Here is a 20,487-nt window from a genome sequence, read left to right as displayed (position 1 = left end):
TTGATGATAAGTATTGCCATGTTCTATTGGGTTACTGACAAACCTGCTTTGTTACGGCTCCCTATAACCTACTGAAAATGTGACTTATGATCCATATCTGTATGCGGTTCTGAAGCAGTTTTCGCACTAAAACTGGCAGGCGGAAAGAACTCTGTATAATTCACTATAAAAATAATATTTACTAGCGGCTTGTCCTGCAACATTGAGCTAAAATAATAAGCTTTAGTATAATAAGGCAACCCAGTCATAGCGCGGCATTAGGTTAGAAAAATGTAAATAAACAACGCTTATGACGTTAAAGGCATTATTCGTAAAGCTTATCCCAATTATTGATGTAACTTGCTATTAGGCCTAACTTCGAAATTCATATATTTAGCCATATAAATTACTTAGTCATATAAATTGCGGAGACACCCGCCATTATTACATGTAATAATCATCTGCTATTCTGTTACACATCAATTGTTCCGCACGTATCAACGTTAATGCGCAAGGCGAAAGGATTTTTTATGAAGCTGAAATACACGATCATCGCGTCGGCATTGCTATCACTCTCGGCGCTTTCTGCTGCACATGCGGCAAAAGAACTTACACCAGAGCAAGCAGCAGCCATTAAGCCATTTGATCGTATTACTATTACCGGCAGATTTAATGCAATCAATGAAGCCGCTGATGCGGTATCCCGTCGTGCTGATAAATTAGGTGCTGATTCATTCTATATTCAGGATCTGAACAGCAACAATAATGGTGGCAACTGGCGTGTAACGGCTGATGTTTATCATAAAGATGCACAGGAAGTGAGCAAAGATACCCAGTATCGTATCTTCAATGGCATCAAAGAATTACCAAAAACAGAAGCCTACGCCTTGCAACCTTATGACACCGTGTCTGTCAGTGGTTTCTTCCGTAGCCAGCCAGATATTAACGACGCCATTTCCAAAGCAGCGAAAGAGAAAGGAGCATACTCCTTCTTCATCGTGCGCCAGGTTGATGCTAACCAAGGCGGCAACCAGTTTGTGACTGCTTATGTTTATAAACAAGATGCAGCCAAACGTGCGGTACAAAGCCCTGATGTTATTCCTGCCGATTCAGATGCTGGTCGTGCTGCATTAGCCGCTGGCGGTGCTGCTGCTGCAAACGTCGAGATTCCAGGTGTTGCCTCTTCAGGCACGCCAAGTACTGATGTGGGCCGTTTCTTTGAGACTCAATCATCAACAGGCAAGCGTTACACTGTCACCCTGAATGATGGCACCCAGATCCAAGAATTAAACAATACCACTGCCGCGCAGATGGTACCGTTTGATTCTGTGACCTTTAGCGGTCACTACAACAGCATGACCGACGTCTCCCATGAAGTGGCTAAGCGTGCTGCTGCCAAAGGTGCGAAGTATTACCATGTTACTCGCCAGTGGCAGAACCAAAGTGGCGGTAACGTGAGTATTAGCGCTGACTTGTTCAAATAAATCTGTTTAAATTATCACCATAAGGGCAGCCATCGGCTGTCCTTTTTTATATTTTAGTTAGGGCGATGAACTTGATAAGTACTGACTGAATAATTTTTTGCCCAAATCGCATAACCAATCATTGCATGATCGCGCCCCACTCCGTAAAATCCTCCGAAAATCTTGGGGCTATTATCTGTCAAGTATCAATAACTTTGCCTCATATAATGCTGCTTACAAGTCAGTAACCATTCATTAATACTCTAAAAACCAGGATCCATAATTGGAAAGAAAACTCGGCCTAACCGCGCTCACTGCGCTGGTTCTCAGCTCAATGCTGGGTGCAGGTGTCTTCAGCCTGCCACAAAATATGGCAGAGGTCGCCAGCCCTGCGGCATTACTTATTGGCTGGAGCATTACCGGCATCGGGATTATTTTTCTGGCATTTGCCATGTTGCTGCTGACGCGTCTACGCCCTGATCTGGATGGTGGAATATTCACCTATGCCAAAGAAGGTTTTGGTGACCTTATTGGCTTTTTCTCTGCCTGGGGCTATTGGCTTTGCGCTGTTATTGCTAATGTCTCTTATCTGGTGATTGTTTTTGCCGCTTTGAGCTTTTTTACCGATAAATCTGACGGAGTTGTCTTTGGTGAAGGTAACACCTGGCAGGCGCTACTGGGGGCTTCTTTCCTGTTATGGCTGGTTCATGCCCTGGTATTGCGTGGTGTTCAAACCGCCGCCAGTATTAATTTGGCCGCGACACTGGCAAAACTGTTGCCAATCGGGGGCTTTATTGTTTTAGCCGGCCTCGCGTTCAGCCTCGATACATTTAGTTTTGATTTTACCGGCCTGGCCCTGCACACCCCCGTTTGGCAGCAAGTGAAAGACACCATGTTAATCACACTGTGGGTCTTTATTGGGGTCGAAGGTGCCGTGGTTGTTTCCGCCAGGGCACGCAATAAAAAAGATGTTGGCCGGGCGACCATGCTGGCCGTGCTTTCAGCGCTATGTGTCTATTTGCTCATTACATTATTATCGCTCGGTGTCGTGCCCCGCGCTGAATTGGCGGGTATGCGTAACCCATCAATGGCCGGCATTATGGTAGAGATGATTGGCCCTTGGGGAGAAATCATTATTGCTACCGGGCTGATTATTTCGGTGTGCGGCGCTTATCTTAGCTGGACGATTATGGCCGCAGAAGTCCCGATGGTAGCCGCGAAACATGGCGCATTTCCGAAAATGTTCCAGCATCAGAATAAACACAATGCTCCGGCAAAATCACTGTGGCTGACGAACTGTGCAGTACAAGTGGCATTGATCCTCATCTGGCTGACCGGCAGTAACTACAATACGTTGCTAACCATTGCATCAGAGATGATTTTGGTGCCCTATTTACTGGTGGGGGCATTTTTATTTAAAGTGGCGTTGAAACGCCAAGACTGGCGCTTGATTATTGCCGCCAGTGGCGCGTGTTTGTATGGTTTGTGGCTGATTTATGCCGCAGGCTTAGTCTATCTGTTGCTATCGGTGCTTCTCTATGCCCCCGGCTTGCTGGTCTTTATGTATGCGCGTCAAGGGCATGAAGGTCTTCGTTTACTCAACACCGTGGAGCGAGCGGCAATTTTCCTGGTGCTGATGGCAACCATTCCGGCAACCTGGCTGGTGATGCAGTAGGTTTAAAACAGGGGCATGCCAGTTAAACTGGCTGTCCGCTTGGGCCTCAGTCGGCAGACAACTTATTATTTGCTATGCCAGAGATGTCGACAGCTAAACATTCCCCCTGCTGACTTAACGCCATCGAAAGTGGGAATTTTTGTTTAATTTCATTCAGTTGGGCGGTTTCCAGTGGGTAAGGCAATTGAATATCCAACCGGGTTATCCCTTGCTGCTCCGCCAGACGAATCAAGCGAATGATATTCGTTTCATCACTCAGTTGGGTTGATAATACCTGTAGCGCCAAGGCGGTAAGCCGCTCCTGCGGGGTTTTTTCCGGTTCAGTTTGGGATTTTACCACCATTCCGAAAATCGGCATGACACCATAAATAGCATCAATAAAACTCCACCGCTTTTTGCAAGAAACAGCTAAAAACTCCGTGTAATCGAAGCAGACTTTTTCACTGTATGCTGGCACACCAATGCGTTCGCCACTCATCCCTCAGTCCTTAGCTGATCGATACAGCTATTCATTAATCATAAGTATTGATATATAAACGATGGGCGTAACTAAATAGAGATGACGATACAATCACTTTCATTAATATAATGATAATGAAATAATTTGCTAGTTGTCTACCAATCAGTCGTTGGCCAGTCATTGGCATGAAGAATAAAGTAACGTGCATAGCATTGCTACCCACAGCGCGCTATGCTGAATTCCGGCATTTTTTAAAACTGAAAAACATGACCAAGATTGTTTTTGTAGAAGACGACCCGGAGGTCGGAAAACTGATTGCAGCCTATCTCGGCAAGCATGATATTGATGTGTTTGTGGAACCGCGTGGAGATACAGCACAAGCGGTTATTGAACATCAACAGCCTGACCTGGTGTTGCTCGACATTATGTTACCCGGCAAAGATGGGATGACGTTGTGCCGCGATTTACGACCAAGCTATGACGGCCCGATAGTGCTGTTAACCTCGCTTGACAGTGATATGAACCATATCCTCTCTCTGGAAATGGGCGCGAATGACTATATCCTGAAAACTACGCCTCCCGCGGTGTTGTTGGCACGGCTACGCTTGCATTTACGTCAACATAATCAGCAACAAACCAAAGAAGCGCCTCATATTCCACTCACTGGGCATAATGCCATTCACTTTGGTTTACTTTGCATCGACCCGGTTAATCGGCAAGTCAATCTCGGCGATGAAGAGATTACATTATCGACTTCAGATTTTGATCTGCTGTGGGAACTCGCAACACATGCCGGCATCATCATGGACAGGGAAGCATTATTGAAAAATTTGCGGGGCGTCAGTTATGACGGGATGGATCGCAGTATTGATGTGGCCATTTCGCGTTTGCGCCGCAAACTCTATGACAATGCTCTAGAGCCTTTTAGAATCAAAACAGTGCGCAATAAAGGCTATTTGTTCGCCCCCAATGCCTGGGAGTCAGTGCAGCAATGAGGAAGCTATTTATTCAGTTTTTCTTATTGCTGTTCGTCTGCTTTATGGTGATGGCGATGCTGGTTGGCTTAGTTTATAAAGTCACGGCTGAGCGCGCTGGCCGCCAGTCATTAGATGATTTGATGAAAAGCTCTCTGTCATTGATGCGCAGTGAGTTACGAGAAATTCCGCTAAAAGATTGGAATAAAACCATCGCTACGTTGGATTTAAATCTCTCTTTTCAATTACATATTGAACCTCTTGATAAACGGGATCTGGGTGAAAGATTAAATAAGCGCCTGCGTGCGGGTGAAATCATTGCCTTGGATGATGAATACACCTTCCTGCAACGAATCCCCCGCAGCCACTATGTCCTGGCTGTTGGCCCGGTTCCCTATCTGTTTTATTTGCACCAAATGCGGCTACTGGATTTAATCTTGCTCATCATGATTGGTCTCTCTTTGGCGCTGCCGGTGTTCCTGTGGATGCGCCCTCACTGGAAAGACTTGCTGAAATTGGAGAATGCCGCCCAGCGGCTTGGGGCCGGACATCTGGGCGAACGGACACATTTTGATCCCACCTCCAGCCTAAGCCGTTTAGGTGTCGCGTTTAACCAAATGGCCGACAACATCAGCACATTGATCGTCAGTAAGAAGCTGCTTATTGATGGAATTGCTCACGAGTTACGCACCCCACTTGTTCGCTTGCGCTATCGGCTAGCCATGAGTGATAACCTGACTGAAAGTGAACAACTGGCGTTAAATCATGATATTGGTCAGTTAGAAGCCCTGATTGACGAATTGCTAACCTATGCTCGGCTGGATCGCCCCCAAGTCTCTCTCAATTTGGAACCTATAGATTTACCGGCGTGGCTCACCGCAAAAGTAACAGATATGCGTTTGATTCATGGTGAGCGCGAGATAGAACTTGATATACCTCATCGCGGCGACTTTGGTGCCGTCGATCTGCGCCTAATGGAAAGAGTATTGGATAATCTGGTCAACAACGCCCTGCGCTACTCGACTCAGCGATTGCGTATTGGTTTGTGGTTTGACGGCGATAATGCATGTTTACAAGTTGAAGATGACGGGCCGGGCATTCCTTTAGAAGAACGCGCACGCGTATTTGAGCCGTTTGTCCGCTTAGATCCGAGCCGTGATCGCGCAACAGGTGGATGTGGATTAGGTCTGGCAATCGTCCATTCCATCGCACAAGCATATCAGGGCAGCATTTCCGTCGATGCCAGTTCGCTGGGCGGTGCCAGTTTCCGATTTTGTTGGCCGGTGAAAGGCGCTTACTCATTGTCTGCGGATCAAGATCGATAATTAAGCCTTAATAAAATAAGTTGGCTATTAGCTTTATGGAGTGTTTTATGACTACAGCTTATCAATCCCTGCGCACTACATTCACCCGCCTTTCCCGTTTTGAGCACTTATCCGCCATTGCTGGGTGGGATATGCAAACAATGATGCCCCCCAAAGGAAATCTTGCTCGCTCAGAGGCGATGGCAGAGCTAAATGTGCTGCAACACCAGATTCTGACGGCCAAACAGGTTGGCGAGTGGTTGAAACAAGCGGAACAAGAAACTCTGGATGATATTGAGCAGGCAAATCTGCGTGAGATGCGACGGCATTACAATAATGCGGTGTTAGTACCAGAGGCCTTGGTTGAAGCAAAATCACTAGCAGGTGCTCGATGCGAGCACGCATGGCGACAGCAGCGTCTTGCAAATGACTGGCATGGTTTTGCTGAAAATCTACGTGAAGTGGTCAAGTTAAGCCGTGAAGAAGCGGCGATTCGGGCTCAAGCTGCTGGGACATCGCACTATGACGCATTATTGAATTTATATGAGCCGGGAACGAATAGTGCTGATTTGGACCGTATCTTTGGCGACCTTAAACAATGGTTACCGACGTTATTGCAAAAAGTGATCGCCAAGCAAGAAAATGAACCCTGCTTGATACCACAAGGGCCATTTGACCTGGAAAAACAGCGTCAACTTGGGCTGAATGTGATGAAAGTATTGGGCTTCGATTTTGATGGCGGACGAGTCGACGTCAGTGTGCACCCATTCTGCGGAGGTGTTCCTCAGGATGTACGCATCACTACTCGTTATAATGAACAAGAGTTTCTCAGTGCGTTAATGGGGATTGTTCATGAAACGGGTCATGCGAGGTATGAGCAAAATTTACCCCGTGAATGGTTAGGTCAGCCTATATCGCATGCACGCTCTACTGCAATTCACGAATCCCAAAGCTTACTGTTTGAAATGCAATTAGCTCGCAGTAAGGAGTTTCTGCAAGTCATCCGCCCTCTGGTTATACAGCAATTTGGTGAACAACCTGCGTTTGATGAGCAAAACTTCACTGCCTTGAATCAACGCGTCAAGACCGGTTTTATCCGGGTTGATGCTGATGAGGTTAGCTACCCTGCCCACGTGATTTTGCGCTATGAAATTGAAAAAGCATTGATTAGTGGTGAAATCGAGGTAGATGATATCCCTACGCTGTGGAATGAGAAGATGCAGCAATATCTGGGGATAAACACTGAAGGAAATTATCGCTATGGGTGTATGCAAGATATCCATTGGACGGATGGCGCCTTTGGTTATTTCCCAACCTATACTCTGGGTGCCATGTATGCTGCTCAACTTTTCCAAACTGCGCGTGGCGCTATCCCTGAATTAGATAGCAATATCGCCAACGGCGATTTGAGTACCCTATTCAATTGGTTACAGAAAAATATCTGGCAACACGGAAGCCGTTACTCAACCGCAGAGTTGATTACCAAAGCAACCGGAGAATCACTTAACCCTCGTTTTTTCCGTGAGCACTTAGAACGCCGTTATTTATAATTATCCTCGACCTCAGATTTTTTTCCTTCGGTACTGCCCTTCCTTTGAGGAGGCAGTATCGTTCTGTGGAACATAAATTCCACGTTAGCTGCAAATTTGTATGTACCTAAAGAGAACACCTTTTTGTTGGTAATAATCAAATGTATGTTGTAACTAATTTAGGGTAAAGGTCATCCTGGCTGGTCTTATTCCTCTCAACTTCCATGCTATCTATGCAATAAAATGCATTTAACGATATGCCATAAAGTTGACTAATCATCATAACAATCATCTCTGTACAATCGGTTACAAGCCGAAACCAATGACTCACGGAAGCCATTCATCATTTACCCTATTCTCATTACAACGACCCAACGGGGCCGATATACAAACAGAACACTGAGGAATAAATCATGAAAACAGTATTAGCTCTGATTGTTGCTGCAACCTTGGGTATGTCTTCTATTGCATTCGCCGCCGATACCGTTGCACCAGTTGCGGCTCCAATGGCTACGGCACCAGCGGCCCATAGTGCTCCTGCCAAAACCATGCATCACAAAAAAACGACAAAATCGGTGAAGAAAGCCGACAAAGCCGCCCCGATGCAAAAAGCGCAAGCCGCTAAGAAACATCACAAAAAAGCGACGCACACTAAATCTGCCCCAGCAGCAAAATAAAGTCGAGAAAGATAGCTGAAGCTAGCTCTATAGATTGACCTGCAACAACTTCACTCGCTCAACACCCGGTTCTCCGGGTGTTTTTTATCAGGAGTGCTGATAATGCTGCGCCGTTATTTATTTGAAATCACTCTGGCAACATTAATTATTTGCGGCCTGATCGCACTGTTTTTTTATTTATAGTGCATCTCCGAAATGCTTCAAGCAGCATGTGCATTACTTAGAGTATAAGCGACTTATACCGCGCTAAAATTATCGAAAAATCAAATGCTGACAACATACTACATAGCTAATTGTGTCTATAGTTATCAATGGGGAGGCTTGTGATTAACAGCTTAACCAGTAGGTCTCAGGTTTGAGAATAAATACCCCTTTAGGGAATAAGGCAGGCTAATTATTTATGCGTTTATCTTCATTATTACTATTAAGTCTGTTACCTCTTTCCGTGGCTCGTGCCCTTCCCCCCACTGACACGTCAAATGACGACAGCGGTATTGCCGATCAGACTACTCTATTTTTTGGTAAAGATGATCGTACTGCAGTCACGAATAGCTCACAATGGCCATGGCAGGCTATTGGCCAGGTTGAAACAGCCAGCGCCAACCTTTGTACTGCGACTTTAATCTCTCCTCGCCTCGCACTTACCGCTGGGCATTGTGTATTAGCACCGCCAGGTAAGATTGATCGAGCTGTGGCCTTACGGTTTATTTCGCACAACGGTCATTGGAAGTATCAAATTACGAGTCTGGAAACACTGGTTGATGCCAAGTTGGGTAAGAAGCTCAAACCTGATGGCGACGGCTGGATAGTTCCACCCGCAGCTGCTGCATATGACTATGCTCTTATTCGATTAACTAATAAAAAACCAGTCCCTATCAAGCCGTTACCATTGTGGGATGGAACCGCTAATGAGTTGACTCAAGCACTTAAACAAGTTGACCGCAAAATAACACAAGCCGGTTATCCACTTGACCACCTGGATACCCTCTATAGCCATGAAGATTGCCTGATCACCGGCTGGGCGCAACAAGGTGTACTTTCTCATCAATGCGATACATTACCAGGTGATAGCGGCTCGCCCTTGTTACTGAAAAATGGCGAGAAATGGTCTTTGATTGCCATTCAAAGTTCAGCTCCCGCCGCTAAAGACCGTTATTTGGCAGATAACCGGGCTTTGGCGGTCACTGCCATAAAAGACCGGTTAAAAACGCTCGCTAATAAGGCGACTAAAACAAGCAAATAGTCACGCCTCAATTCGGCAAAAGGCATTGATGGATTAACAACGAGCCTAACAGCCACTACTCCTTACTGGTACAACGGGGCTTTTGAGTAAATTTAAAAACAAAAGTCCCACCTAATGCTGCGGCATATCGGCTTAACGTCGTGAGATTAGGCGAAATGATACCTTTTTCCATCCGGCTGATATTTTGTTTCCTCAACCCAGCTCTCCGTGCAATGTCTTCTTGAGTCAAATTGCATCGCTGGCGGGCAGCTTTAAGCTCCGTCATCATGGCTTGCCTAATCTGCAAGTCAGAATACGCTTCATTTACATGAGGGTGATTTAAAGCGTTCGCTTTAACCTCAGAAAAAGGAAGAATGTCAAAATCATCTTGTTTTTTCATGGCAGCAATCTCCGTTTGAGTTCCTTCATACGCTGATAAGCCAACATCAGTGTCCGTCTTGAGGCCTTTTGCGTTTTCTTCTGCAAGATATGAATGATATAAACCTGCCGATCTGCCTGGTAAAAGAAAAAACCACGCCCGCAACCTTCCTTTGCACTGACCCTCAATTCTTTCAGCCCTTTCCCGATATCCCGCACTACAGGTTCTCTCAACTCATGACCATAAACCTCTAACTCATCAAGAGCCTTAATCAGAGCCGCCTGTATCCCCGCGGGTAATTTAAACAATTCTCTTTGTGCCAACCTCAACAAACCAATCGTATACATAAGCAATCCCTGCTCCCGAAAAACTCTATCAAACGCACCAAATGTAATCAAATATGGTGACCCGCAATCAGACAAACTTTGAGCAAGTCGCCTGAATGCCAAGGCAGATATAGCCGTAGTTGAAGGCCGAAGGCAATAACGTTGCCGCACAATAAGGGAGTTAATTGATAGTTTTCGAGAGGCTTCGCAGGAAAATCAGTAGATTTCATCGATTACATATTTGAGATACAAATAAGAGGATTTAAATTATATAAATACTGCTGCGAAGTGGGATCTAGCGGTAAAAAAACTCCGTGCCTGAGCCATTATCTCAGGCGCGGAGTCGTCTTGATTAGCCATTAAGCAGAGAGTTGTTCGATAGTCTGTAAAATACGCTTATCTGATATGGGGTATGGTGTTCCCAATTGTTGGGCAAATAGACTCACGCGCAGCTCTTCAATCATCCAACGAACTTCTTTAACATCTTCATCTTGTTGGCGTTTAGGCGGCAATTTGTTGAGCCATTGCTGCCACATCTGTTGTACATGTTCCACCCGTTGCATTTGGGCGCGATCACGATGAGGATCTACGGCTAACTTCTCCATCCGTCGCTCAATGGCGTGCAAATAGCGCAATGTATCCGGTAAACGTTTCCAACCATTATTGGTGACAAACCCGCGGTAAATCAGGCCGCCAAGCTGTGCTTTGATATCGGAAAGCGCTAATGCTTGCGAGATGTCGACCCGGCCTTTTAAACGTTTATTAATACTGAATACGGTAGTCAGGATCTGTTCAACTTGTTTGGCAATATCCACAACAGTATCGTTTAATTCGGCCCGAACTTTTTCTTGTAGCTGAGCGAAATCAGCCTCTTGCCATACCGGCCCACCATATTGCGCGACAAGTTTATCCACCCCACAAGCAATGCAATCATCAATTAGATCCATCACTTTGCCATAAGTATTGAAATAGAGGCCGAGTTTAGATTTGTTCGGCAACTTTTCATGTAAGTACTTAATCGGAGAAGGAATATTTAGCAGCAATAAACGGCGTGTCCCCTGCCACATGGCCTGTTGCTGTTGGGCTTCTGTATCAAATAAGCGAATCGCAACACTGTCTTTCTCATCCACCAATGCCGGGTATGCTTTGACTTCATATCCTCCTCGGCGTTGCTCGTAGCACACTGGAAGTGAGCCGAAGCTCCAGATATGTAAGTTATTTTGCTCAATACCGTCATCGGCAACCGCTGAAAGCGTCTCTTGTACTTTATCCTGGAGTTGGAGCTTCAAGGCGGCCAAGTCTTTCCCCTCACGCAAAGTTCGGTTTTTATCATCCAACACGCGGAACGTCATTTTTAGGTGGTCGGGAACTTGTTCCCACTGCCAGCTTTCGCGTGACACTGTCACTCCAGTCATGCGCCGTAACTCGCGCTCTAATGCATCCAGCAGGCTGGTTTCCAACGGAGTTACCCGCGCTAAGAATGCCTCGGCATAATTAGGCGCAGGCACAAAATTGCGGCGAACCGGCTTAGGTAATGACTTGATTAACGCCACCACCAGCTCACGGCGGATCCCCGGAATTTGCCAGTCAAACCCCTCTTCCTGAACCTGATTCAGGATAGGCAGCGGGATATGGACAGTGACCCCATCGGCGTCAGTGCCCGGCTCAAATTGATAAGAAAGCCGTAGTTTAAGTGACCCTTGATACCAAAAGTTCGGATAATCCAACGGGTTAACTTTGTTTGCACCATCCTTGATAAGCATGGTTTTTTCAAAGTTGAGCAGCTCGGGCTGGGTCTGGCTGATTTTCTTCCACCAGCTATCAAAATGACGTGCGGAGATAACATCACGGCTAATACGCTGGTCATAGAAGTTAAACAATGTCTCATCATCAACCAGAATGTCGCGGCGACGAGATTTGTGCTCAAGTTCTTCAACTTCAGCCAATAGCTTCAAATTAGCGCGGAAGAAAGCATGGCGCGTTTGCCAATCCCCTTCAACCAAGCCATGACGGATAAATAACTCGCGACACAACGGCGGATCAATTGGCCCATAGTTGATCTTGCGCTCAGTGACGATAGGCAACCCGAATAAGGTCACTTTCTCACTGGCCATCACCGCCCCTTGCGCTTTCTCCCAATGCGGATCGCTATAGTGATGTTTAACCAAGTGCTGTGCCAAAGGCTCGATCCATTCCGGTTCAATACGAGCAGCAATGCGCCCCCATAAGCGGCTGGTTTCGACCAATTCGGCCACCATGCACCACTTGGGCGGTTTTTTGAATAAACCAGAGCCTGGGAAGATGGCAAAACGGGCATTGCGCGCACCTGTATACTCTTGCTTTTCAACGTCTTTCTGACCGATGTGTGATAGTAACCCGGTCAGAATGGCCGTATGAACACTGCGATAGTCTGCGGCGACGCTATTGACCGGAATACCCAGCTCTTTCACCACCTGACGCAGTTGGGTATAGATATCCTGCCATTCGCGCACCCGCAAATAGTTCAAGAAATCGCTACGGCATAATTTACGGAATTGCGCCGATGATAGTTCTTTTTGCTGCTCTTTCAGGTAATCCCATAGATTAACAAATGCAAGGAAATCAGAGTCTTTATCGGCAAAACGGCGATGTTTTTCATCGGAGGCCTGTTGTTTATCCATCGGACGTTCACGCGGGTCCTGGATAGACAATGCCGAGGTGATGATCATCAATTCCCGTACACTGCCACTTTTCTGGGCTTCCAGCACCATGCGAGCCAAACGGGGATCAACTGGCAATTGGGCCAATTGCCGACCTAGCGGTGTTAATTGTTGATGGCCGTTACTGGCCGTTTGGATAGCCCCTAGCTCCTCCAGCAGCCGCACACCATCTTGAATGTTGCGCTTGTCCGGTGCTTCCACAAATGGGAAGGCGGCGATATCCCCTAGCCCTAATGAGGTCATTTGCAGGATAACGGAGGCCAAATTGGTACGCAGAATCTCCGGATCAGTAAATTCAGGACGTGAAAGGAAATCTTGCTCGGAATAAAGACGGATACAGATACCGTCAGAGACACGGCCACAGCGGCCTTTACGCTGATTAGCCGAGGCTTGAGACACCGGCTCAATCGGCAACCGTTGAACTTTAGTACGGAAACTATAGCGGCTAATACGTGCAGTTCCGGGATCGATGACATACTTGATGCCCGGCACGGTGAGTGAAGTTTCCGCCACGTTAGTCGCCAGCACAATGCGCCGCCCATGATGAGACTGAAACACCCTATTCTGCTCACTATTGGATAAGCGAGCATACAGCGGCAGCACTTCGGTATGAGGCAAATTCTGCTTCATCAGCGCGTCAGCAGTATCACGAATTTCCCGCTCGCCACTCATAAATATCAGGATATCGCCGGGACTTTCGCGCCCCAATTCATCTACCGCATCAAAAATGGCCTGTAACTGATCACGCTCAACATCATCGGCATCATCCACGATAGGCCGATAACGCACCTCCACCGGATAGGTACGGCCAGAGACTTCGATAATGGGCGCATTATTGAAATGGCTAGAAAAGCGCTGCGGATCAATGGTCGCCGAAGTGATAATAACTTTCAGGTCAGGGCGCTTTGGCAATAACTCCCGCAAATACCCCAAGATGAAATCAATGTTCAGACTGCGCTCATGCGCCTCATCAATAATCAAGGTGTCATATTGCATCAGCAGGCGGTCTTGCTGAATTTCAGCCAGCAAAATACCGTCAGTCATCAACTTAACGAGGGTATTCTCGCCCACTTGATCATTAAATCGCACTTTATAACCGACACAGCCGCCAAGTGAGGTGTCTAGCTCATCAGCAATACGATTTGCCACGGTACGAGCAGCAAGGCGGCGCGGCTGGGTATGACCAATAAGTCCTGTGACACCACGGCCTAATTCCAGGCAGATTTTCGGTAATTGTGTGGTTTTACCCGAACCGGTTTCACCGGCAACAATGACCACCTGATTATCGCGAATAGCATTATAGATATCTTGTTTCTTCTGACTGACCGGCAAATTCTCGGGATACGAGATAGCCGGACAAGCCGCCCGACGGCTGGCAACCCGCTGCATTGCAGTGGCAATCTCAGCTTCGATTTCGCGGGTAATCGCCTCTACGGCCTCGGGATTATGGACTTTTCGTGCGCCTTGCAGCCGACGCCGCATGCGCTGTTGGTCACGGAGCATCAACTCACCGAGTTGGGAGGATAATGCTGCGAGCGAAGATTTCACGTTCAGTATTCCTTGTTGCGCCAGCCCCGGCAAACTGCGGGAGCCTGATTTTCTTAGGCTATATTGAGAATATATGCATTGCGCAGCATGGTAACACAATCGCCTTTTTCACCCTATATTCAGCTGGTTTCTCCTGTGGATACTGTTATGTGCCGCCGGTGGAGCGAGTTACAAATGTGTCATTTCATCAAAAGCTTCCCATGTGTATTCACCTATGCGGTGTGCCAATGATTGCGTGGTCAAACCATTTATATTGACCATAATATTGTCACTTAAAGTTTGTACTTTAACCTTGTCATTCTCCCGGGTAATTAACGCCATCGCACTGCCTAGCTGCACCTTATTATTGTCAGTCACTTTATTTTGTCTGTAATCGAATACATTTGCATTCCCAACCACTTTTTCGCCGTGCCCACAATAGGTTAAAGAGTAAAAATCAAAGTTGTTTGCCAAGAAATCTACCAAGGTTTGGTTATTTGCCATGGCATCCGAGTGAGGATTTGGGCTTGACGTTAATACATTATGTGCATCGATAATTGAACGAGCGCCGTCACTACCGGTTTCCCACTCTGAAGCATCATTACCATTTTTCCCTGCATGATAGGAAAAAAATATATTGTCTTTAATCGCGTAGGCCATCGTGCCTCCGGACAGTTGGCCAGCATTGATCAGAAGCGCCGTCCCCTCTTCAATCTGAGCCAAATCAAATTGGCAGCCTAGCGTTCCTCTGTTTCCGTTATGAATGGTTAATACCTTCAAATTGTTATCAAAACGCTGTTGATTAAAATAATTGCCTAAGGGTGAGCCCGGTATTAATTCTGATGACTTGGTATCAACACCACTGAAACAGATGATTCCCGCAAAGGTTTTATCTGTGTCTTGAACCCGCTGTTGTGCCTGGCTATTAAAGCGCACCAGGTTCATCTTAGTGGGCAGGTTTTGATCAGCTTTATCGGTTGCAATAATCCCCTTGCCGACCAACGGCTCAATATTGCCCGCCATAATCGCGCTTTTGTCACTTATTAGTGTTAAATATTGTTCGGGTGTGACGTCAGAAACGACGTGGTTAAACTTGGGATCAGCACGAAAAGCGGCGGTTGCTGCAAGATGAGAACCCGCAACCACCTGACCTTGTGGTATATGTTTACATAGATTGTTGCCCGGTTTGTTTGCCTTATTACCGATATTTTTTATATTTGTTAATAGTGTTAATAGTGTAGTCTTTACTCTATTATTCTGTTTTTTTATATTGTGTGACTCATGGGAAAGCCCAATCGATGAATTCCCAATACACTTAACATTTGATGTTATAACACCCGAACCATTGTCAGTACCCTTTGCATTATGCATGTAGATGTTTGAGGGTAATTTGTATGTATTGCTTCTATTTATATAACTCATTTTTCCCATTATCCGTTTTACGCTTCACACAACGCAGATAATGGAGTCCTGAAATACAGATTCCACACGCAGTCGTTGTCATAACCTCCAGCATATTAATCTCTATTTAATCAATATTCTTGCATATAACGCTGCTGACTTTCTGGCAATGACCTAAATCATTTGAGTTGCTGGAGGAGCATGGAAGACACGACTCAGCCTCATTCAATAAAATCGAACAAAGAACGCAAAATATTGCGCTATCACTGATAGAAAAAGTTGAATAAAGTGTCTCTCATTGAAAGGGCGTACCGCCTATAGCCAAAATAATTCGAGTTGCAGGAAGACGGCAATTGAGTGACAAATCGGTCGGGAACCGACTTGAACAGCATTTATGCTCGCCCGCAGGGTGAGCGAAAGCAGCCAACGTACATGCAGCTTGAAGTATCACGGATATAAGTTTCTGTTACCTGTTAAGGAATTACGATGAGCAAAGTTCTGGTTCTGAAATCAAGCATTCTGGCAACCTATTCACAATCTAACCAATTGGCTGACTTTTTTGTTGAACAATGGAAAACGGCTCACGCTGGCGATGAAATCACCGTACGTGACCTGGCAGCTCAGCCGATTCCTGTATTAGATGGCGAGTTGGTGGGGGCTTTGCGCCCTTCTGATGCCGCGCTGACTCCGCGTCAACAAGAAGCACTGGCGCTGTCTGATGAATTGATTGCTGAGTTGCAGGCTAATGACGTGATCGTCATGGCAGCTCCAATGTACAATTTTAATATCCCAACTCAGTTGAAGAACTACTTTGACCTGATTGCACGTGCTGGCGTGACTTTCCGTTACACCGAAAAAGGGCCTGAAGGCCTGATTACCGGTAAACGTGCCATTATTTTGACCAGCCGTGGTGGTATCCATAAAGATACCCCAACTGATCTGGTTGTGCCTTACCTGCGTCTGTTCCTGGGCTTTATCGGGATTACCGATGTCGAGTTCGTATTCGCAGAAGGTATTGCTTATGGTCCTGAAGTGGCGACCAAAGCACAAGCTGATGCCAAACAGTTACTGACTCAGGTTGTTAGCGCTTAATGAATGACTTTCATGCATCGGCAGGTGTCTCTGTTGATGCATGACTGAATGACCTGGTATTACCCTCGTTTTACCCAATAGTATTATTGAATCATTACGCGCCCTTGGGCGCGTGAGGTTAATGACAAAGTGCCCGTAACGGTGAAAACAGGCAGATCGTAAAGACGCCGTAAACCCCTCCCTGGCGCGGACGCTTTACTCTTCTACCTGCCTTCACCTTGCAAGATCGAGTCGTCGAGGTTTGTCAGCAGCGCGATAGCGCTCTCTTCATCCGTCACCAAACCATTCACCCAATGTCCCCTAAGAACGGCTTTGATAGCTTGATGTTTCTCTACACCACCCGCAATAGCAATGACCGGTTTTTCAGGCCGAATACGCAGGCTGGCACTGGTTAAGCGCTGATCCAGCTCATAGCTCACTCGCTGACCATCAATATCGATGAAGTTACCCAACATTTCAGCCACCACATTGGATGCCGTCAGTTGCGCCACATCATGTTGTGAAATGAAACCATCTTTGTGCAGCGGTAGAATAACGATGCTCAGCGCTGCATCCACTGGCCGTTAATTCCGCGCACATATTCCCCCGCCGCCGCACGGTTAACCAACTTTTGCCCCGCCAGCTTAGCGACATCCTCGGTTGAAATATGGTTTTTCTGCGCCACTTCCTGATATTTCTCTGCTCTGGCGATGTTAATTTGTTCCACCAGCGCCAGTGTTTCAGCATCTTTTTTCACCGGTGCCAGATAGCCACTCAGAGTTTCGCCCACCCGGCCTTGCTGTTTAGCCTGCTCTAATGTCAGCGCAAATGCCCCTGAGCTAAACACTAAACTGCCGCTTAATATTATGCAGCCCAATATCACGCGGACTAACTGCTGTGGTGAGCCAATCCAGCCGAACATTAGCTTTTTCATAATGGCCCCTTAAAATAGGTTGGATTGATTTTTAAGCAGATTTTCCACATCTTTATCAACTCTGATCTGGATTTCATGCTCAATCTTGACATTCATATTAATCGTGATCGGTTTTTCCGGGGTTGCTACTTCAAGGCGCAAACAGCCACTCAGCATAAAAATGCCCAGCAGGATTGCCACAGGTTTCCATGTCAAGATCTTCATTCCTTAGCCCTCAACGGTATAGATTCTGTTGGTTGTAACGAAAGTGTTTGCTGTAACCACTCTTGTAAATTGTCGCCAAAACGGAGGCTGCGCCAGAGTTGGAATACATTTTCCTCATGCAGATAATTCAACACTATCTCTCGTTTTGCGTTTTTCTGCGTATTAACACCATGGATCTTTGAACGCAGCGTTAATTGGCCCAGATTATCCAAACTGACTGTGGCATAAGATTGGTAAATCTCCATATAGCGCAACCAGTCAATCGCCGCACCAGCAACCAAATTGCTCTCACCGATAGAATTAGCCAAATCAGGATCCAGGCGCAATGTCACTGTGCCGTCATTGGCTATCCAACCATTACGCACCAACCACTGTGGATTATTGAGATAAAGCGGTAATTCGCCGTTCACTTTACCCGACATAGCCAATTGCTTGGGTTTGAGCACGGTAAATAATTCACTTAAATCAATCGCTTTTAATTTCAGCACCGCCGCATCATGTTGGGGTAAGCGCAAAGCCGACAAACTTAAATGCCCTTTCAGAATATCCATGCCAACGTGACTTAAGGTCAATGGGGTTTGCTCCGAATAGGGATAAGTCCCCTGCAAATCGGCGGTGATATTCTGCATTTCAAACAAATTGGTTATTGAAGCAATACGCAGCATAACAGGCTCTTTCGGCCCCAACAGCCAGTGGTGATTTTCTAAGCGATAAGACATGACAAAATCCAACCCGCTGAGTTCGCCGTCTTTCAGCCACATTCCGCCATTGTTGACAACCCAATGCCCCCCCGCAGTAAAACCTTGTTCGCGAGCAGCAGAAAAAGCGGCCTGAGCATACAGCTCCCCATCACGCAGTTTGATACCCAATTCTTCTGAAATAAGCGGTTGGAATACTGTCAGCGATTGTTTTGGCCACCAGCCCTCACCCCGTAAACGCTCGCCATCCCAACGGCCACGCAATGCAATTGGCCCGATAGCCTGCGCCTGTAACTTACCCTGCCACAAAAAGCTGTCCGGCTCGCGTCCATTCAGTTGCAGTGAGAGCATGGCTGGAGGGAGATAACCGCCACCGTCACTAAACGCGACTTTTTTAGCGCCCAGTTCAAAACCGGCAATAAAAGCGGGGTGATGATTATCGCGCTGCCAGGTCAGAGGCTTGGCTAAAGTCAGCCTTGGTGCCTCGACTGAAACCACCCCATATTTCAGCCGATCAAAGCCGGTCGAGAGTTTATCGACAGTTATCAACGTCCCCTGCCAACTTCCCCTGCCGCCCATATCCCAACGCGCAGCCAGCGGCGGCAACTGACCATTACCCCAATATCGCCACTGCCAATTGCCTTTATCGGGCCAAAACTCTTGCGCCTGCCCATCCAAATGCAGATTAATATTACCCCAGTAACTGTCCTGCGCGTCCACAATGGCCTGTAGCCGCCCCGTCACCCCAGCAGCCGTCACCTTGACCCCCGCCAAAGGCCAACGCGCATCTTTGATACGTAACTCCGGTGTCACATTACCATGAGCACGCAACAAAGCACCGGGATGCAGTACCCAGGTCGGGTTCAATATTGAACCGCTAAGTAAGCCGGGGATGGTGGCATTCAATACCATTCTTTCCAGATTTGCTTGACCACTGAGCTGGAATTTTAAGTCACTGTTTATCATGCTTAGATTGCCAGGCCCAAGTGTCAGGACAGCATTGCCTTTACCACTTTTCCCCGAGGTGATGACATTAATCCGCGCCTCAATCGAGGTTTGATCCAACCCCTGATCCCAGTCAAACAGCGTCAGATTAATGCCGCCACTCAAGGGTTGCAGCGTATAGGGCCATTGCCACTGGCCATTAGCTATTTGAATTTTGTTCGCGGAAACGCGCCACGGTAAGCGTGCGAGCGGAGAGTCATCACCGCGCTCTGTCAGGGTTAAAACTCCCTCTTGCTGTTGCCAACTCAAATTCAATAATAACGGTTTAGACAGATAACCTGTCGTCAATACGCCATCGAGCGCACCTTGTTCTGGCCAATCATCCAGCGACAGTGGGATTTTAATTTTACCGCTCAGTTCGAAGGGTTGCGGGGTGCCGGGAACGGCAATGGAGAATTGATTTAAGCTAAGTTGCTGCTGCGCATCCAGTGTTGCAGCGAAACTCAGTTGCTGGCCCTGATAACGCAACTCTTGGCTGAGTTTTTGCGAGGTTAAGGTCAGTTTGCCTGCATATTGCTGCCACGGCGTAATCTGCAAATTGCCAATATTCAGATCAAGCTTTGACAGTTGTTGCTGCCAGTAAGCCAAATCTTGCGGCGCGCCCTCGTCGCTGCCCAGTAACTTGCTCAAACATGCGGTATCCACAGCAACGGTATTAGCCGCTAACTGCCAACGCCCCTGCTGGTAACCGACACTCAGCTGGTCAATATTGGCCAAGGTGCAATCTTGTACCCGGTAGCGCAGTAGTGGCAGACGCAATGCGCCATCATGCCAAACTGGGGGATGGGTTAAAACCAGTTGGCTACCCGCTGGCAACCAAAATTGTGCGATTTTCGGTAACCACTGCGGTAGCGTTTTCCATAAAACCACCAGGAAAATTGCGCTGATTAATAGCAACCAACCCACTGTTTTTGCGCATTTAGTCATGACTTGCCTTGTGTAATCACTAACCCGACATCC

General features: G+C 46.9%; 17 protein-coding genes and 1 pseudogene. 9 read left to right on the top strand and 9 right to left on the bottom strand.

Going from position 1 to position 20,487, the window contains the following annotated elements; translation table 11 throughout:
- Positions 1-509: 509 nt before the first annotated feature.
- Together ydgH and FGL26_RS04830 are read left to right on the top strand one after the other, a co-directional pair.
- The gene (gene ydgH, locus FGL26_RS04835) at positions 510-1,463 is read left to right on the top strand and encodes a DUF1471 family protein YdgH (protein WP_005169663.1); all 954 of its coding nucleotides are present in this window, start codon (positions 510-512) and stop codon (positions 1,461-1,463) included.
- Between the two features lie 262 nt (positions 1,464-1,725).
- Positions 1,726-3,117 carry an amino acid permease gene (locus FGL26_RS04830; RefSeq protein ID WP_005169657.1) on the top strand — a complete coding sequence of 464 codons (1,392 nt, stop codon included), beginning with the start codon at positions 1,726-1,728 and terminating at the stop codon, positions 3,115-3,117.
- A 46-nt stretch (positions 3,118-3,163) separates the two neighbouring features.
- On the opposite strand, the gene FGL26_RS04825 is transcribed toward FGL26_RS04830, so the two are convergent.
- On the bottom strand, positions 3,164-3,595 hold the full coding sequence (locus FGL26_RS04825; RefSeq protein ID WP_005169655.1) for a hypothetical protein: 432 nt from the start codon (positions 3,593-3,595) through the stop codon (positions 3,164-3,166).
- 248 nt (positions 3,596-3,843) lie between these two features.
- On the opposite strand from FGL26_RS04825, the gene rstA reads away from it, so the two are divergent.
- The 6 genes from rstA to FGL26_RS04800 all read left to right on the top strand — a co-directional run bounded on the left by rstA (position 3,844) and on the right by FGL26_RS04800 (position 9,304).
- Positions 3,844-4,572 (top strand): two-component system response regulator RstA, encoded by a 729-nt coding sequence (rstA, locus tag FGL26_RS04820; RefSeq protein ID WP_005169653.1) that lies wholly within the window; start codon positions 3,844-3,846, stop codon positions 4,570-4,572.
- Positions 4,569-5,876: a two-component system sensor histidine kinase RstB gene (rstB, locus tag FGL26_RS04815; protein WP_032912724.1), complete on the top strand. Its 1,308-nt coding sequence runs from the start codon at positions 4,569-4,571 to the stop codon at positions 5,874-5,876. Before rstA ends, rstB begins: the two co-directional genes overlap by 4 nt.
- Positions 5,877-5,923: 47 nt before the next feature.
- Positions 5,924-7,405 carry a carboxypeptidase M32 gene (locus FGL26_RS04810; RefSeq protein WP_005169650.1) on the top strand — a complete coding sequence of 494 codons (1,482 nt, stop codon included), beginning with the start codon at positions 5,924-5,926 and terminating at the stop codon, positions 7,403-7,405.
- Positions 7,406-7,797: 392 nt separating this feature from the next.
- A complete protein-coding gene (gene asr / locus FGL26_RS04805) occupies positions 7,798-8,061 on the top strand; it encodes an acid resistance repetitive basic protein Asr (RefSeq protein WP_005169648.1) in 264 nt (87 codons plus the stop codon).
- 102 nt (positions 8,062-8,163) lie between these two features.
- Positions 8,164-8,244: a small membrane protein YdgU gene (ydgU, locus tag FGL26_RS21995; protein WP_457785794.1), complete on the top strand. Its 81-nt coding sequence runs from the start codon at positions 8,164-8,166 to the stop codon at positions 8,242-8,244.
- 217 nt (positions 8,245-8,461) lie between these two features.
- Entirely contained in the window at positions 8,462-9,304 is an 843-nt protein-coding gene (locus tag FGL26_RS04800) for a trypsin-like serine peptidase (protein ID WP_032912722.1), read from the top strand.
- A 55-nt stretch (positions 9,305-9,359) separates the two neighbouring features.
- On the opposite strand, the gene FGL26_RS04795 is transcribed toward FGL26_RS04800, so the two are convergent.
- From FGL26_RS04795 to FGL26_RS04780, 4 genes are all read right to left on the bottom strand, one after another.
- A complete protein-coding gene (locus tag FGL26_RS04795) occupies positions 9,360-9,683 on the bottom strand; it encodes a helix-turn-helix domain-containing protein (RefSeq protein ID WP_005160942.1) in 324 nt (107 codons plus the stop codon).
- Entirely contained in the window at positions 9,680-10,009 is a 330-nt protein-coding gene (locus FGL26_RS04790) for a type II toxin-antitoxin system RelE/ParE family toxin (protein ID WP_005160945.1), read from the bottom strand. The genes FGL26_RS04795 and FGL26_RS04790 overlap by 4 nt, the downstream gene beginning before the upstream one ends.
- Positions 10,010-10,347: 338 nt before the next feature.
- Positions 10,348-14,235 (bottom strand): ATP-dependent RNA helicase HrpA, encoded by a 3,888-nt coding sequence (gene hrpA, locus FGL26_RS04785; protein WP_071530602.1) that lies wholly within the window; start codon positions 14,233-14,235, stop codon positions 10,348-10,350.
- A 168-nt stretch (positions 14,236-14,403) separates the two neighbouring features.
- Entirely contained in the window at positions 14,404-15,636 is a 1,233-nt protein-coding gene (locus tag FGL26_RS04780) for a cytotoxic necrotizing factor Rho-activating domain-containing protein (protein WP_223300555.1), read from the bottom strand.
- A gap of 465 nt (positions 15,637-16,101) precedes the next feature.
- On the opposite strand from FGL26_RS04780, the gene azoR reads away from it, so the two are divergent.
- The gene (azoR, locus tag FGL26_RS04775; RefSeq protein ID WP_005169628.1) at positions 16,102-16,707 is read left to right on the top strand and encodes an FMN-dependent NADH-azoreductase; all 606 of its coding nucleotides are present in this window, start codon (positions 16,102-16,104) and stop codon (positions 16,705-16,707) included.
- A gap of 203 nt (positions 16,708-16,910) precedes the next feature.
- Here the strand turns inward: azoR and FGL26_RS04770 are convergent.
- From FGL26_RS04770 to FGL26_RS04755, 4 genes and pseudogenes are all read right to left on the bottom strand, one after another.
- Positions 16,911-17,234 (bottom strand): annotated as a pseudogene (locus FGL26_RS04770) (sugar-binding domain-containing protein); the annotation flags it as partial.
- A 14-nt stretch (positions 17,235-17,248) separates the two neighbouring features.
- Entirely contained in the window at positions 17,249-17,620 is a 372-nt protein-coding gene (locus FGL26_RS04765; protein ID WP_005169623.1) for a YdbL family probable chaperone protein, read from the bottom strand.
- A 9-nt stretch (positions 17,621-17,629) separates the two neighbouring features.
- Entirely contained in the window at positions 17,630-17,824 is a 195-nt protein-coding gene (locus FGL26_RS04760) for a YnbE family lipoprotein (protein WP_005169621.1), read from the bottom strand.
- Entirely contained in the window at positions 17,821-20,454 is a 2,634-nt protein-coding gene (locus FGL26_RS04755; protein WP_032912719.1) for a YdbH family protein, read from the bottom strand. Before FGL26_RS04755 ends, FGL26_RS04760 begins: the two co-directional genes overlap by 4 nt.
- Positions 20,455-20,487: the final 33 nt, after the last annotated feature.

The sequence above is a fragment of the Yersinia enterocolitica subsp. enterocolitica genome (assembly GCF_901472495.1).
Classification (GTDB): Bacteria; Pseudomonadota; Gammaproteobacteria; order Enterobacterales; family Enterobacteriaceae; genus Yersinia; species Yersinia enterocolitica.
The sequence above is the reverse complement of the archived record's forward strand: the minus strand, read 5'-3'. Positions and strand labels throughout refer to the sequence as shown.